Genomic DNA, 16,195 nt, shown 5'->3' with positions numbered 1-16,195 from the left:
TCGGCCTTTTACATTGAAGATTAAGCTTGTTCTATTTTAGCCCAAGAATCTCTTAAACCAACCGTTTGGTTGAATACAAGACCTTCTTCTTTATTGTCGCGGCAATAATACCCTAAACGCTCAAATTGGAAGCCTTGTTCTACGGCTGCTTGAGCTAAAGACGGCTCAAGTTTAGCTGACTTAATTACAGTAAGTGAGTCAGGGTTAAGCGTTTCAACAAACGACTCAGCTGCTGCTGGATTTGGTACATTGAACAATCTGTCATACTGACGCACTTCAGCTTCAACACAATGAGTTGCTGATACCCAGTGAATAACACCTTTTACTTTACGGCCATCAGCTGGGTTTTTGCCTAGTGTATCTGGATCATAACTACAGAAGATAGTTGTGATATTACCCTCAGCATCTTCTTCAATACGCTCAGCTTTAATAACATAAGCATTACGTAAGCGTACTTCTTTGCCAAGTACTAGGCGCTTGAACTTCTTATTCGCTTCAACGCGGAAATCTTCACGCTCGATATATAACTCTTTCGTAAATGGTAATTCACGCGTGCCCATCGATTCTTCAGAAGGATGATTAGGCGCAACTAATTGCTCAACTTTACCTTCTTCGAAGTTTTCTATCACAATACGAAGAGGGTCAATAACTGCCATCGCACGTGGTGCGTTATTGTTTAGGTCATCACGAATACATGCTTCTAACATGCCCATTTCAACCATGTTATCTTGCTTGGTGATACCGATACGCTTACAGAACTCACGAATTGAAGCAGGCGTGTAACCACGACGACGAAGACCTGCAATAGTAGGCATGCGTGGGTCATCCCAACCATCAACATGGTTCTCAACAACTAAATCATTTAGCTTACGCTTTGACATAACCGTGTATTCAAGGTTTAAGCGAGAAAATTCGATCTGTTGTGGGTGACACTCTAGAGAGATATTATCTAAAACCCAGTCATAAAGACGTCGGTTATCTTGGAACTCGAGTGTACATAGTGAGTGTGTAATGCCTTCTAACGCATCAGAAATACAATGAGTGAAGTCATACATAGGATAAATGCACCACTTATCACCAGTTTGGTGGTGATGTGCAAAGCGGATACGGTAGATGATAGGATCTCGGAGCACCATGAATGAGCTAGCCATATCAATCTTAGCTCTAAGAACACATTCGCCCTCTTTGAACTCACCTTTGCGCATTTTTTCGAATAAAGCTAAGTTTTCATCAACTGGTGTGTCTCTGTATGGACTATTTTTACCTGGCTCTGTTAATGTACCGCGGTATTCACGCGCTTCATCAGGCGATAAGAAACATACGTATGCCAAACCTTTTTCGATAAGTTCAACTGCGTAGCCATGAAGCTTATCGAAGTAGTTAGATGAATAGCAAATTTCACCATCCCAGTTAAAACCTAACCAAGATACGTCTTCTTGAATCGACTTAACGTAGTTGATGTCTTCTTTTTCTGGGTTTGTGTCATCAAAACGTAAGTTACATAAACCTTGGTAATCTTGAGCTATGCCGAAGTTTAAACAAATAGATTTCGCATGGCCAATGTGAAGAAAACCATTTGGCTCAGGTGGAAAACGTGTATGCGTAGATTGATGCTTGCCACTTGCTAAATCAGCATCAATGATATTTCGAATAAAGTTAGTTGGGCGATTTTCTGTTTCCGCCATAGATATGCATTCCTCTGAATCAAGCATTCTTATACATGTCGCATTATTACAAAAACAATTAAGAACTAACAGATGCTAGAGCTTATTATTTGTATAAACTCGGCTAGATTTATCTTTCCGTTCAAAATTGTGACAATTGTCGTAAATATTGTCCTAACGCAATAAATCTTTCATGAAAACTCGTTAATGTTCGCCACAGATTGATTACCAAGGATTTAAGACAATGGCATCTAGCAGTTCTAACCGAGTTTATATTCCAACAAACGCAAGAAATAACCAGTACATTTTAGCTGAGTTCAAACCAAGCGATGAGTTTGTATCAAGCTTTGACAACATTGATAGTTGTTATGAGCGCATTGCACGAAAGTTATTTTTAGCCTGTGAAGAAAATGGCTTGTACAACGTTCATATGATTGCCAACGATAAGTTGCCTATTACACGTTTTCATGAAGAGTCATATTGCCTACAAACAGAGAAGCAAATGTTGTTTTTCTACAACCCCAAATACCATGAAGCACATAAGTCTTATTGGCAACAAGGTGTTAGAGCAAAGAAAGTACGCCTTCTGTTTTTAGCAACAGGTGACGAGCTTAGAGCAAATGCTGCAAATTTTCATAATAAAGTTCAAAAGACACTACATGATTTAAAAGTAAACTTGGGCGTTGAAGATGCTTTTAAGATAAGAGACCACCAGCATTTAACGTACGATTTATTTGCTCGCGTTAAAGGGCATAAAGAAACATATGGTTATAAATTAAGAAGTTTATATCCACGTTATGAAGCTAGAAAATGTGAAATTCCAGTCGAACACACTGAAATGACCTATGTCACTTTTAACATTCCAGTGACTCGTTCTTTAAAAACACAATTTCAACATTTGCTCGAAGACGAACATTACACACAATTTTATTCATTTATTGAAGATAAGTTTTTCAGTGCATGTGGCTATAAGCAGATCAGCCAAGCCGCTTTCATTGCTGATGGACGGTTACCACTGGTTAGAAATAGTAAAATTGATAAGTCTGCACAAAATAGTGAGTTACAAAAGTTAAGTTTTGATATTTGCTCTGAAGAAACACAATACAAAGCCCATTGGGATAAAAACCAGTTGGTAGATACGTTACATTTTGTTGTGGTTGCCAAAGCCAGTGATAATAAAGATGTCGGATATGGTAAGTTTATGAATAATGTCGAGTCTATGGTCAGAGGTCTATCTCAGACATTAGAATTGTCGGCTCAAAGACAAGCACTCAATGTGCGCTTTTTCCAACACATAAGCTATAACGCTTAATCTCGCATTTTGTGTAGGTGTTGTTTAACTGAACTAAACAACACCTTTATTTTTGGTTGACCGTGTATTTACTTACTAGTATGTCAATTTTCCCCGTTTGTTGAAGTTCTGTAATGGCATTATTTAATAATGGCAATAAGTGAATCTTTGACTTGTGCAACCTGATTTTTAGCTCACCCTTGGTATGAAGCTGATCCAGTCGAATTGAAACATTCAACATGTCTGCCCAATATTTCGCAGGTAAATCACCAATTAAAATACGATCAACTCTATTTTTCTTTAATGCTAAAACGAGCTCTTTTTCAGAAGCGAAGTCGATACGTGTAAAAGTATTATCATCGAAATAATAATATCCCAGTATAGTGCCCACTTCTTCTTTATAAACCATTGGCGCAAGTTGAGTACCATCGATACTTGCGTAATACTCTTCAATACCAAATAACTTGTGTGAAAATACAAACTGCTCACCTGCATCACCACCTGGAAACCAAACAGGTGAAACTACATCAAAATCAAGTAGGCCATTTTCCATTGCATAAATAGTCCGCTTTGGAGGAAACCGTAACTCAATACCATGAATGTTTGCTTTCTCTAAAATCAGTGGAATTAATTCACCTAAAATACCTGGTTTGTCTTTGTCTGGTATATAGTAAGGGTACCAAGAGTCAGATGCTGCTGGGTTATATCTTAATGACTCTTTTGCGTGAGCCTCTACGGAGCTTAGCAAGCAAATGATTAATACATTGGGTAATAACGTAATTCTCAAGCACTCACCTTCTTATTGCTCTTTTTAATTTGAAAAAATTTAATTGGTTGCTGACTTCTTTTATCGTTAATAATGATTTGAGTAAACTTAGGTAAATCATTACGCTATTCATCTGTAAGTGTAAAGAGTTGAATTTTGGATAAATCCGCATTTTTTCTTTGTGCAAGAACCCTATCTCTTTTTTTTCCTCCACTTGCAAGATAGCCAGCTGTAAGGCCACGTTCAACTGCGAAGTTATTTGCTGTTTGATCTAGTACATTTACTGCATTTACATAAATTTCAAGTCGAGACGACTCCTTGTAACTTAAGTATTGAAATAAGACCAAATAAATAAAATTAATTAAAACGAAAAATGTTGGTATAACACTTAGTAGACTAATTTTAGTTTTAATTTTTAAGTTATTAATCAAGCCATCAAACATGACCAGAGAACCATTACGCGAAGAATAGTACTTAAAAGATAGTAAACAGCTGAGAAAATAGGAAAAAATTTGTAGAAAAAAGGCTTTGCATGGCGCAAAGCCTTGATAATATCAATCTTTAAAGTCGAATTCCGCCATCAACTTCGACGACACGACCTGTGAAAAAGTCATTTTCAATGATGTATTTTGCTGTATGGGCAATTTCTTGTGCTTCACCTAAACGACCAACAGGTTTCATCTTAACCAAACGCTCTTTCGCTTCAGGTTTCATTGCATCTGTCATTTTAGTACGAATAACACCCGGTGCAATTGCACCGACACGAATTCCAAAACGACCAAGTTCTTTCGCCCATGTCGTCGTCATGGCAACCACACCTGCTTTAGCAGCTGCATAGTTGGTTTGACCCATATTACCCGCACGTGCAACGCTCGACATATTAACAATGACACCACCTTCACCACTTTCAACCATTTTTGCAGCTGCTTCTCGGCCGCATAGGAAAACACCTGTAAGGTTAACGTCAATAACAGATTGGAATTGTGACAATTCCATCTTAGCAGTGACTACGCCATCTTTTGCTTTTAAAAGCAGACCATCGCGTAGAATGCCTGCGTTATTAATAAGAACATGTACGGCACCGAAATCACTGACGATGTTGTTGAAAACCGTTTCAACGTCAGCTTCAACACTCACGTTAGCCACATAGGTTTCAACTTTAACATCAAGCTTTACCAATTCAGCTTTTGCTTCAGCTAATACTTCATCTTGCATATCGATTAAAGCAAGGTTTGCGCCTAGTTCTGCCATTTGTGTGGCCATCGCAAAACCTAAGCCTTGCGCGCCACCGGTAATGACAACCGTTTTATTTTTAATGTCCATAATGCAGTCTATTTTTCACTATAAAGTTTAAAGATTGCGCTAAAGTCTTCGGCACCTTTACCTTGATTTTGCATCAAGTTGTACAGGTTTTTCGCCAATGCGCCCATAGGTGTTGCCGAGTTAGTTTGTTGTGCAGCTTGCTGAGCTAAACCTAAATCTTTGGCCATTAAGTCCACCATAAAGCCAGGCTTATAGCCATTTGAACTCGGAACATTCTCAAGTACATCTGGACAAGGGTTATAAAGCTCTAGCGTCCAGTTACGACCTGAGCTATTAAGCATAATCTCACTCAGTACTTTTGGATCTAGGCCATGGTCTATACCCATCTGTAGCGCTTCACTGGTCCCTGCCATAAGTATACTTAACAGCATATTGTTACAGATCTTCGCTACTTGCCCTGCACCAATGTCACCTGCATGATAAATATTTTTACCCATGTTAGGCAGTATCGTATTTGCCAATTCAAAACACGCTGTTGAACCACCCACAATAAAGGTTAGTGTGCCAGCGGCAGCACCTGCAACACCACCAGAGACTGGTGCATCCACGAATTTAATACCCGCTTCGCCAAGTGCTTTGCCAACAAATTGTGCTGATTCTGCATCAATTGTTGAGCAATCAATAACTAAAGTGCTTTTGTTTAAATGGTTAACTAGGCCATTTTCGCCAGTGTAAATCGCTTTAACATGCTTGCCTGCAGGTAACATGCTGACAACAAAATCAGCGTTCTCGCAGACTTCTTCTACCGCGTTTACGGCAGTTGCACCGGCTTCTAAAAGGGTTGCGATTGCGTCTGGACTTAAATCAAAAACGCGTACTTCGTGACCCGCTTTGACTAAATTAATGGCCATTGGGCCACCCATATTTCCTAAACCAATAAATCCAATTTTTGCCATTGTTACATTCCTTACAAACCTTGAAGTGGATGCTCTGACCAACGTGCTTTGAAAAAAGCGTTAATCGCGTCATCTGTCACACTTTGTGTATTTTCAAACTGCCAGTTAGGTGCGCCATCTTTATCGATTAATAATGCACGAACACCTTCTTGGAATTCACCGAATTCTCCCGAAGATACCGACATACCAAGCTCTAATCTAAAGCAGTCTGCTAAACTTAACCCCTTTGCGCGCTTTAATTGTTCACTGACAAGCTTTGCACTTAATGGTGAGCCATGTTGCAGTGATTTTTGTGCACGAGATAGCCATTTGTTATCCGTTGCATCAAGAGACAAAATGGCATCAATTTGCGACTCTAAGCTGTCTTTACTTTCAAGCTCTGCGATCACAGATTGTAGTGGTTCAATTTCGCTCGCTGGCTCGTTACTCGATTGGTTTTGTAGTGAATGCAACACATCTGAGAGTAAGCCATGATTATACTCAGCGCTGTTTTTCCAATCTGTACCCAGTAAGCTTGCTAACAACTCACCGTAGAGCTCGGCATTCACAAAATGATCTGCCAAACCAACAAATTGAGCATCTTTGGCATTGATTGACGCGCCTGTAAGACCTAAGAATAAACCAACACCCGCTGGCATTTTATTTAAAAAATAGCTGCCGCCGACATCTGGGTATAGACCAATTGTGATTTCAGGCATGGCAATACGGGCTGTTTCTGTCACAACGCGGTGACTTGCGCCTGCCATTAGACCTAGACCGCCACCCATGATAATGCCGTTACCCCAAAGTAAGATAGGCTTTTCATAAGTGTGGATTTGATAATCAAGTGAATATTCTTCGCTGAAGAAGGTTTCGATGTGGTTATTGCCATCATTTGCAGCCATTGCTTTGTATAAGCTGACTACATCGCCACCGGCGCAAAACGCTTTTTCACCATGACCTTTTAAAACCACCAAGGCGATGGCATCGTCATTCGCCCATTCTGTTAGCTGAGGCGCTAACAAACGGATCATATCTAAGTTGAGTGCATTCAGTGCTTTTGGCACGTTTAAGGTGGCAAACGCCACCTTTTTACCATTATCACAGTCAGCCAACTCAAATACGACTGACGCATCTGCTTGGTTTAATAGCTGTAATTTTGCCATTAGCCGTTCACCCAGTTTGGTTTACGTTTTTCTAAGAATGCATTAACGCCTTCTTTTTGGTCTTGCGTATCAAACAAGGTAACAAATAGTTCACGCTCTAGCGGAAGTGCACTGTTGATTGTGCCTGTACGACCTTTTTGAATAAGCGCTTTACATGCCGTCACCGCAACTGGACTTTGATCAGCTACTTTCTCTGCTAAAGTAAGCGCCGCATTCAAAGCTTCACCAGTTTCAACTACTTCTTCAACTAAGCCAATTTGTTGTGCTTTGTCAGCTTTTAGACGTTCGCCACATAAAATCATGCGCTTAGCCCAGCCTTCACCAACAAGCCACGATAGGTTTTGCGTACCACCAGCACAAGGCAGTAAACCAACTTTAGCTTCTGGTAGAGCCATTTGAGCTTGGCTTTCAGCAATACGAATATCACAAGCCAGAGCCACTTCAAGGCCACCACCCATAGCAAAACCATTAATAGCAGCAATCGAAACACCTCTAAAATCGCTCAAGGTTTCGAACGCTTCACCGAATACACGAGACATGTCAGCAGCAACTCCTTTGTCGCCGTCTGCAAAAACGTTTAAGTCGGCACCAGCTGAGAAGAATTTCTCACCCTCACCTGTGATCACTAAAGCGTAAATTTCTTTATCTTGATTTAACTCGATTACAAGATTCTTTAAACCGACCAAGGTATCGCGTGTCCATGTATTCGCAGGCGGGTTGCTCATTGTTACTACTGCGATGTTACCCTGCTTTTCTAATTTAAGTTGTGCAGTCATTTTGGTTTCCTTATTACAATACGCTTGGTGCGCCTTCAGCTAAAATACGACGACCGATGATCACGCGCATGATCTCATTGGTGCCTTCAAGAATTTGGTGAACGCGTACATCACGAACATGACGCTCTAGCGGATATTCTTTAATATAACCGTAACCACCATGAATTTGTAATGCGTCGTCACATACTTTAAAACCAACATCAGTGGCAAATCGTTTTGCCATTGCACAGTAAGTGGTTTTTTCGCTGTCATTGGTATCTAGTTTAAATGCCGCAAGACGAACCATTTGACGTGCAGCAACAAGCTCAGTATTCATGTCAGCAATCTTGAACTGTAGTGCTTGGAATGCCGCAAGAGGCTTACCGAACTGCTCGCGCTCAGTCATATATTGCTTAGCTGTGTTAAGCGCTTGCTGTGCAGTACCGATTGAACAAGTCGCGATATTGATACGACCACCGTCTAGACCTTGCATCGCAAACTTAAAGCCTTCGCCTTCAGCACCCATTAGGTTTGCAGCAGGAATACGCACGTTTTCAAGGGTGACAAGACGTGTTGGTTGTGCATTCCAACCCATTTTCTCTTCAGCTTTACCGTATGAAATACCTTCAGCATCCGCTGGTACAACAAACGCAGAAATACCTTTCGGTCCCGCTTCACCAGTACGTGCCATTACAACAAGTACGTCAGTTTCACCGGCACCTGAGATAAACATTTTCGAGCCGTTCAATACATAGCTGTCGCCATCTTTATCAGCTTTAGTTTTAAGTGATGCGGCGTCAGAACCAGAGCCTGGCTCAGTTAAACAATAAGACGCTAACAATTCACCCATCACCAGTTGATCGATGTATTGTTCTTTAACTGCATCTGTACCAAAGCTTGCAATCATCCAAGTTGCCATGTTGTGGATTGTTAGCATGGCGGTTGTTGCTGTACAGCCCATAGCAAGCTGTTCAAAAATAATGCTTGAATCTAAACGTGATAAACCAAGGCCACCTGCCTCTTCTGGCGTGTATAAACCACAAAAGCCCAGTTCACCGGCTTTTTTAATCACGTCTTTAGGGAAAATATGTTCACGGTCCCACAGCGCAGCGTTTGGCGCTAGTTCACTCATCGCGAATTGATATGCTGTTTCGGCAAATGCCTGTTGATCTTCATTTAGATTAAAGTCCATAAAAGACCTCTTGTTGTCAAAGGTGAGCCGCTCATGTCGGCCCACATTGTTATTATAAAATTAGAAAGAAAAGATTAACGTAGGTTGATGCTCATATTCGGGCCAGTCACGACCTCATCATCAAACCAACGAGACGTCACCGTTTTCGTTTCTGTGTAGAAACGCACGCCTTGCTTACCGTAGGTGTGTTGGTCACCGTAGAAAGAGTTTTTCCAACCTGTGAACGAGAAGAATGGCAGTGGCACAGGAATTGGAATATTAATACCCACTTGACCTACTTCGATTTGCTGTTGGAATTTACGCGCTGCTGCACCGCTTGCTGTAAATAAAGACGTACCGTTACCATATGGGTTACGGTTAATTAGCGCGATTGCTTCGTCTAGCGTGTCTACAAATACACAGCTTAAAACTGGACCAAAGATTTCTTCTTTGTAGATTTCCATTTCTTCAGTCACATCTGTAAATAGCGTCGGGCCAACCCAGTTACCAGCTTCATAGCCTTCAACCGTATAGTCTGAACCATCAACTAAACAGGTTGCGCCTTGATCTTTACCACTTTGAATGAGTGAAAGAATACGCTGTTTTGCTTGTGGTGTAGTTTGCGGGCCATAAGCCGCTTCAGGGTCGTTCCAAAGACCTGGGCGTACGCCTTCAAAACCTTTTTTAATGTCTTCTACCCACTCTTTTGATGAACCAACAAATACTGCTACCGAAATACCCATACAACGTTGGCCACCAGCCCCCACTGACGCACCAACTAGGTTATTCACTGTTTGCGCTTTTGACGCATCTGGCATGATCACCATGTGGTTTTTAGCACCAACGCACGCTTGAACACGTTTTTTATGCTGTGTACCTTTGCTGTAAATGTAATGACCCACATTACAAGAACCAACAAAAGACACCGCTTTGATTTCTGGTGCTTCTAGAATTTGGTCAACTTGGTCTTTTGTACCGTGTACAACTTGTAGTACGCCTTTTGGTGCACCCGCTTCTTCGAATAGCTCAACTAAACGCATTGGTGTTAGCGGATCTTGCTCTGAAGGCTTAAGAACAAAAGTGTTACCGCATACAATCGCCATTGGGAACATCCAAAGTGGGATCATAGCAGGGAAGTTAAATGGGGTAATACCTGCACACACACCTAGAGGCTGTGTGTAAGAATACGTATCAATGTTTCGGGCAACGTTTTCAACAGTTTCGCCCATCATCATTGCAGGGGCATTTGCAGCTTGCTCGACCACTTCAATACCACGCCATACATCTCCTTTAGCGTCTTCGAACGTCTTGCCTAATTCATGACAGATAATGGTCGCGATTTCTTCTTGGTGCTCTTTTAAAAGCGCCGCGTATTTCATCATAATACGAGCACGCTCTGGTACTGGCACGTTGCGCCAAGTCTTAAATGCTTCTTGTGCAGAATCAATCGCTGCTTTTACTTCTTGCTCTGTCGCACAAGGTACTTTTGCAAGTACTTCTTGGTTTGCTGGATTAACAACATCAATCCATTGCTCTGATGATGATTGAGTGAATTCGCCGTTGATGTATAAAGGTACTTGGTGCATCTGCACTCCTCCCCTGGTAAATAGAAAAAAGGCACCGCTGTTATATTATTTATACGGTGCCTACAACTTGGTGTGATTAAACTTCGACTGCCAGTGCAACCGCTTCACCACCACCGATACACAGTGATGCAACACCTTTTGAAAGGCCGCGATTACGTAGGGCATGAATTAGAGTAACTAGGATACGCGCACCACTTGCACCGATTGGGTGACCAAGGGCACATGCACCACCATTAACGTTAACTTTGCTTTGCTCAAGCCCTAACTCTTTGATTGCTAGCATAGTCACCATTGCAAATGCTTCGTTGATTTCCCATAAATCTACGTCAGCTTTGTCCCAACCCGCTTTTTCAAGTAGCGTGTTCATTGCACCGACTGGTGCAACCGTAAATTCTGCTGGCGCTTGTGAGTGAGTCGCGTGAGCAACCACTTTACAAAGTGGTGTTAAACCTTGCTTCTTCGCTTCTGATTCGCTCATCAAAATAAGTGCTGCTGCACCATCTGAGATTGAAGAAGAGTTTGCTGCGGTAATCGTGCCGTCTTTTTTGAATGCTGGACGAAGACCTGGAATTTTATCAGGACGCGCATTACCTGGCTGCTCGTCAATGGCGATTTCAACATCACCTTTACGCGTTTTTAAAACATGACAGACTACTTCGTTATTGAAGCTGCCGTTTTCAATCGCTTCATTTGCTTTACTTAAAGAGCTAAGTGCAAACTCATCCATTTCTTCACGCGTGATGCCATAATCATCCGCGGTTGCTTGTGCAAAACAACCCATCGCTTTGTTATCGTAAGCATCTTCAAGACCATCGGCCATCATGTGATCTTTAATTTCGCCATGACCCATACGCATACCGCCACGCGCTTTAGGAATAAAATATGGTGAGTTAGACATGCTTTCCATACCACCTGCAATTGCAGATGAAATGCTGCCTGCTTTGATTAGGTCGTGAGCAAGCATGGCTGCTTTTAAACCTGAGCCACATACCTTGTTAATCGTTGTTGCACCTGTTGAACGTGCTAGACCTGCATGCAGCATAGCTTGACGTGCTGGTGCTTGACCAAGTCCTGCCGGTAGTACACAACCCATGATCACTTCATCAATTGATGCGTCCGTAAGACCTGTTTCGCTCATAACGCTTTTGATTGCAGTTGCGCCAAGTTCTGTTGCGCTTGCGCCTGAAAGTGCCCCCATAAAGCCACCCATAGGGGTACGTTTTGCTGCTACGATTACAACTGCTTCGTTACTCATGTTAAACTCCTGTTCACAAGCTTCTTGCTTGTTTGTTTCAAAATGATGATTTGAGCATACCTAATATTTACGTTTACGCCAACGTAAATCTAAAATCAAGTTAATTGCGTTGACTTAAATTGTAAACTTAAGTTGCACGTTTTCCTTGCCAATACTGCTAGAAACTGCGAAAAGGCGGTTTTTTTAGTTAGAACTGCATTTGATATTCACACTTTTTGTTAACACTCAATAATACATTCCCCAAAACGCAACTTTACCTTTACGTAAACTTCACTTATATTGGTCTAATCTGTTTTGAAGTAAGTGTAAAACAATTATGCAAGATAACCTTAACGAACCAACCTTCTCTATTAGCGAATTGGCTAAGGAATTTGACATTACCACCCGTTCTATTCGTTTTTATGAAGATCAGGGATTAATTTCGCCAGAGCGAAATGGTCAAACCCGCATTTATTCAAAACGAGACAAAGTACGTCTAAAACTTATCTTACGCGGCAAACGTTTAGGCTTCACTCTGGCTGAAACAGGCAGATTGTTTGAACTTTACGATGCCGATAAATCAAGTGCGAAACAGCTCACCACTATGTTGGCGCTAATAGAAGAAAAGAAAGCTGATTTAAGTCAACAAATGGATGACATTAAAGTGGTTCTGATGGAGCTCGTTACCGCAGAACGTCGTTGTCGAGACACCCTCAAAAAGCTAGATGAGCACGAAGACTAATTAAATTTATAATAACTCTCACACAGGATAACCAAGATGAGCACTGTATCTTTATATAAAGAATTAAACTTTGGATTAGGTGAAACAGCTGACATGATCCGTGATCATGTAAATAGCTTTGCAAGTGCTGAAATTGCACCACTTGCTGAGAAAACTGATTTAGACAATGCATTCCCAAATCAACTTTGGCCACAATTCGGGGAGATGGGCTTATTAGGTATTACCGTGCCTGAAGAGTTTGGTGGTGCAAATATGGGCTACCTAGAGCACGTTATTGCGATTGAAGAAATCAGCCGTGCAAGTGCCTCTATCGGTTTAAGCTATGGCGCTCACTCTAACCTGTGTGTAAACCAAATTAACCGCAACGGTAACGACGCGCAAAAACAAAAGTATCTACCTAAGCTAATCAGCGGCGAACATATTGGCGCTCTAGCTATGAGTGAACCAAATGCGGGGTCTGACGTTGTTTCGATGAAGTTAAAAGCTGAAAAGAAAGGCGACAAGTACATTCTTAACGGCAATAAAATGTGGATTACTAACGGTCCTGATGCAGATGTTTTAGTTGTTTATGCAAAGACGGACTTAGAAGCTGGTTCTAAAGGTATCACAGCCTTCATCATTGAAAAAGACTTCCCAGGTTTTTCTACCGCACAAAAGCTTGATAAATTAGGTATGCGTGGTTCAAACACCTGTGAGCTGGTTTTTGAAGACTGTGAAGTACCAGAAGAAAACATTCTAGGCACCCTAAACGAAGGCGTTAAGGTACTAATGAGTGGTCTTGATTACGAGCGTGTTGTGCTTGCCGGTGGCCCACTAGGTATCATGCAAGCGTGTATGGACATTGTCGTACCTTATATTCACGAGCGTAAACAGTTCAACAAATCAATCGGTGAGTTCCAATTAATTCAAGGTAAAGTTGCTGACATGTATACGCAAATGAATGCCGCGCGTTCATACGTATACACGGTAGCTAAAGCTTGTGACCGTGGTGAAACAACCCGTAAAGATGCTGCGGGTGCCATTTTATATGCTGCAGAGCTGGCAACTAAACTTGCACTAGATGCGATTCAAATCTTAGGTGGTAACGGTTACATCAACGAATACGCCACTGGCCGTTTATTACGTGATGCCAAACTCTATGAAATTGGTGCAGGTACGTCTGAAATTCGCCGTATGCTAATTGGTCGTGAACTATTCACAGAAAGCCGCTAAGGACACACCATGACTGTTTTAAACTCATCTATTAATGCGCATGACAGTCAGTTTAAAGCAAACAGTGAAGCTATGGCTTCACTGGTTGCAGATTTAAACGACAAAGTTGCTCAACTTGCTCAAGGCGGTGGTGAAGCTCTTATCGCTCGTCATGAAAGTCGCGGAAAAATGTTTGTTCGTGACCGTATCAATACCCTTCTCGATGAAGGCTCTCCTTTTCTAGAAATTTCTCAATTTGCTGCGTTTGGCGTTTACGAACAAGATATACCTTGTGCAGGTGTGGTTGCTGGTATCGGCCGAGTTCAAGGCGTTGAATGTATGATTGTCGGTAACGATGCAACCGTAAAAGGCGGCACTTACTTCCCACTGACTGTTAAAAAACATTTACGTGCTCAAGAAATCGCAGAGCGTTGTCATCTACCTTGTATTTATTTGGTTGATTCGGGCGGCGCAAACTTACCTGAACAAGACGAAGTATTCCCTGACAAACTGCATTTCGGCCGTATCTTCTATAATCAGGCGCGCATGTCAGCCAAAGGCATTCCACAAATTGCCGTCGTTATGGGTTTATGTACTGCAGGAGGTGCATATGTACCTGCAATGGCAGATGAAAGTATCATCGTCAAAGAGCAAGGCACGATTTTCTTAGCTGGCCCACCACTGGTTAAAGCTGCAACAGGTGAAGAAGTATCAGCCGAAGATTTAGGCGGTGCAGATGTGCATTGTAAAACATCTGGTGTTGCCGATCACTACGCAGAAAACGACAAACATGCCCTATCGATTGCCCGTCAATGTATTGCCCGTTTAAACCATCAGCGCCCTACTGCGCCAATACTTAAAGACATTAAACCACCACGTTACGATATTCGTGAAGTGTATGGCATTGTCGGTACGGATCTGAAAAAACCATTCGATGTACGTGAAGTAATTGCACGTATTGTTGATGATTCACAATTTGACGAATTCAAGCGCTTCTTTGGTGAAACCCTTGTTACTGGCTTTGCTGAAATCTACGGCCACCCAGTAGGGATTGTTGCCAACAACGGTATCTTATTCTCTGAGTCGGCACAAAAAGGTGCACACTTTATTCAGTTGTGTGCTCAGCGCGATATTCCTTTGTTGTTTTTACAAAACATCACTGGCTTTATGGTCGGTCAAAAATACGAAGCCGAAGGTATCGCCAAACACGGTGCCAAAATGGTAACCGCTGTATCTTGTGCTGACGTGCCTAAATTTACAGTATTAATTGGTGGCTCATACGGCGCAGGTAACTATGGCATGTGTGGTCGTGCTTATGAGCCTACCATGATGTGGATGTGGCCAAATGCACGTATTTCAGTGATGGGTGGTGAACAAGCTGCGGGTGTACTGACGCAAGTGCGTCAGGATGGTCTTGCACGTAAAGGTTTAAGCATGACTGACGAAGAAGTTGCTGAGTTCAAAAAGCCAATTGTTGCGCAATATGAAGAGCAAGGTCACCCTTATTATGCAAGCGCCCGTTTATGGGACGACGGCATCATTGACCCAGCTGATACTCGTACTGTTTTAGGTCTTGCCCTTGAGGCCGCAGCAAATGCGCCTAAGCAAGAATCTAAATTTGGCATTTTCAGAATGTAAGGAGCGCACTATGTCGGTCACTTTAAACATAACAAAAACAAAAGTGGCGATTTTAGAACTAAGTCGCCCTGAAAAACATAACGCCTTTGACTCCCTCGTGATCAACGAGTTGATCCAATGTATTGAGCATGCAAATAGCCTTGATATCCGCGCTTTGGTTTTAAAAACTGAAGGCAAGCACTTTTCTGCAGGTGCTGACCTTGGTTGGATGAAATCAATGGCCGGGAATAATTACGATGAAAACGTCGCAGATTCGGAGCAACTTGCAAAGTTAATGCATGTGCTGGCTACCAGCCCTCACCCGACTCTGTGTTTAGTGCAAGGTGCTGCATTTGGTGGTGCACTGGGTTTAATCGCCTGTTGTGACATCGCAGTTGCGACTAGCAACGCTAAATTCTGTTTAAGTGAAGTTAAGCTTGGTCTTATTCCTGCGGTTATTAGCCCGTATGTCATTAAAGCTATCGGTGAGCGCCAAGCCCGTCGCTACTTTTTAACGGCCGAAGTGTTTATGGCTGAGAAAGCATTAGATATGGGCTTAATCCATGAGATTAATGATGACCTTGCTACTGCACAAGACCAGTTTTTTGAGCTATTACTGAACAACGGCCCTGCAGCTGTTAAATCAGCAAAGTCATTAATTAATGAAGTGGCTAATCAAGACATTGATGCAGAGCTGATCCTTCATACGGCAAAACGTATTGCTGAAATCAGAGTAAGTGAAGAAGGCCAAGAAGGCTTAACTGCATTTTTCGATAAACGTGCGCCAAATTGGCAAACCGCCGCAAAGCAATAA

At 42.0% G+C, this 16,195-nt stretch carries 15 protein-coding genes; 5 read left to right on the top strand and 10 right to left on the bottom strand.

The genetic code is table 11. The features are described 5' to 3' along the window. Window positions 1-20: 20 nt before the first annotated feature. Window positions 21-1,685 carry a glutamine--tRNA ligase gene (gene glnS / locus ACGHEH_RS09660; protein WP_390444541.1) on the bottom strand — a complete coding sequence of 555 codons (1,665 nt, stop codon included), beginning with the start codon at window positions 1,683-1,685 and terminating at the stop codon, window positions 21-23. 223 nt (window positions 1,686-1,908) lie between these two features. Between glnS and ACGHEH_RS09655 the strand changes: the two genes are divergently transcribed. Continuing rightward, window positions 1,909-2,976: a DUF3083 family protein gene (locus ACGHEH_RS09655; protein ID WP_390444538.1), complete on the top strand. Its 1,068-nt coding sequence runs from the start codon at window positions 1,909-1,911 to the stop codon at window positions 2,974-2,976. Window positions 2,977-3,022: 46 nt separating this feature from the next. On the opposite strand, the gene ACGHEH_RS09650 is transcribed toward ACGHEH_RS09655, so the two are convergent. From ACGHEH_RS09650 to ACGHEH_RS09610, 9 genes are all read right to left on the bottom strand, one after another. Further along, a complete protein-coding gene (locus ACGHEH_RS09650) occupies window positions 3,023-3,742 on the bottom strand; it encodes an ABC transporter substrate-binding protein (protein ID WP_390444536.1) in 720 nt (239 codons plus the stop codon). Window positions 3,743-3,846: 104 nt separating this feature from the next. Further along, the gene (locus ACGHEH_RS09645; protein WP_390444534.1) at window positions 3,847-4,164 is read right to left on the bottom strand and encodes a hypothetical protein; all 318 of its coding nucleotides are present in this window, start codon (window positions 4,162-4,164) and stop codon (window positions 3,847-3,849) included. Between the two features lie 118 nt (window positions 4,165-4,282). Next, complete coding sequence (locus ACGHEH_RS09640; protein WP_390444531.1) at window positions 4,283-5,044, bottom strand: SDR family oxidoreductase; 762 nt, start codon at window positions 5,042-5,044, stop codon at window positions 4,283-4,285. Window positions 5,045-5,052: 8 nt separating this feature from the next. Then, entirely contained in the window at window positions 5,053-5,940 is an 888-nt protein-coding gene (gene mmsB, locus ACGHEH_RS09635; protein WP_390444529.1) for a 3-hydroxyisobutyrate dehydrogenase, read from the bottom strand. Window positions 5,941-5,951: 11 nt separating this feature from the next. Then, window positions 5,952-7,085 carry an enoyl-CoA hydratase/isomerase family protein gene (locus ACGHEH_RS09630; RefSeq protein WP_390444526.1) on the bottom strand — a complete coding sequence of 378 codons (1,134 nt, stop codon included), beginning with the start codon at window positions 7,083-7,085 and terminating at the stop codon, window positions 5,952-5,954. After that, window positions 7,085-7,861 carry an enoyl-CoA hydratase gene (locus ACGHEH_RS09625; protein WP_390444523.1) on the bottom strand — a complete coding sequence of 259 codons (777 nt, stop codon included), beginning with the start codon at window positions 7,859-7,861 and terminating at the stop codon, window positions 7,085-7,087. The genes ACGHEH_RS09630 and ACGHEH_RS09625 overlap by 1 nt, the downstream gene beginning before the upstream one ends. Before the next feature lie 13 nt (window positions 7,862-7,874). Continuing rightward, the gene (locus tag ACGHEH_RS09620) at window positions 7,875-9,032 is read right to left on the bottom strand and encodes an acyl-CoA dehydrogenase family protein (protein ID WP_138478713.1); all 1,158 of its coding nucleotides are present in this window, start codon (window positions 9,030-9,032) and stop codon (window positions 7,875-7,877) included. Window positions 9,033-9,106: 74 nt separating this feature from the next. Beyond that, on the bottom strand, window positions 9,107-10,597 hold the full coding sequence (locus ACGHEH_RS09615) for a CoA-acylating methylmalonate-semialdehyde dehydrogenase (protein ID WP_349286583.1): 1,491 nt from the start codon (window positions 10,595-10,597) through the stop codon (window positions 9,107-9,109). Window positions 10,598-10,673: 76 nt separating this feature from the next. Continuing rightward, the gene (locus tag ACGHEH_RS09610) at window positions 10,674-11,852 is read right to left on the bottom strand and encodes a thiolase family protein (protein ID WP_390444520.1); all 1,179 of its coding nucleotides are present in this window, start codon (window positions 11,850-11,852) and stop codon (window positions 10,674-10,676) included. A gap of 316 nt (window positions 11,853-12,168) precedes the next feature. On the opposite strand from ACGHEH_RS09610, the gene ACGHEH_RS09605 reads away from it, so the two are divergent. From ACGHEH_RS09605 to ACGHEH_RS09590, 4 genes are read left to right on the top strand one after another with little or no spacing between them, the layout of a single operon-like run. Next, the gene (locus ACGHEH_RS09605) at window positions 12,169-12,573 is read left to right on the top strand and encodes a MerR family DNA-binding transcriptional regulator (protein WP_390444518.1); all 405 of its coding nucleotides are present in this window, start codon (window positions 12,169-12,171) and stop codon (window positions 12,571-12,573) included. Between the two features lie 36 nt (window positions 12,574-12,609). Beyond that, window positions 12,610-13,785 carry an isovaleryl-CoA dehydrogenase gene (locus tag ACGHEH_RS09600; protein WP_138478705.1) on the top strand — a complete coding sequence of 392 codons (1,176 nt, stop codon included), beginning with the start codon at window positions 12,610-12,612 and terminating at the stop codon, window positions 13,783-13,785. A gap of 9 nt (window positions 13,786-13,794) precedes the next feature. Further along, window positions 13,795-15,402, top strand: coding sequence for a carboxyl transferase domain-containing protein (locus tag ACGHEH_RS09595; protein ID WP_390444515.1), 1,608 nt, complete (start codon window positions 13,795-13,797; stop codon window positions 15,400-15,402). 10 nt (window positions 15,403-15,412) lie between these two features. Beyond that, complete coding sequence (locus tag ACGHEH_RS09590) at window positions 15,413-16,195, top strand: enoyl-CoA hydratase-related protein (RefSeq protein ID WP_390444512.1); 783 nt, start codon at window positions 15,413-15,415, stop codon at window positions 16,193-16,195.

This window comes from Pseudoalteromonas sp. MTN2-4, from assembly GCF_042848605.1.
In the GTDB taxonomy this organism is placed as follows: Bacteria; Pseudomonadota; Gammaproteobacteria; order Enterobacterales; family Alteromonadaceae; genus Pseudoalteromonas.
Note: the sequence above shows the minus strand (reverse complement) of the source record. Positions and strands in the feature narration are given on the sequence as shown.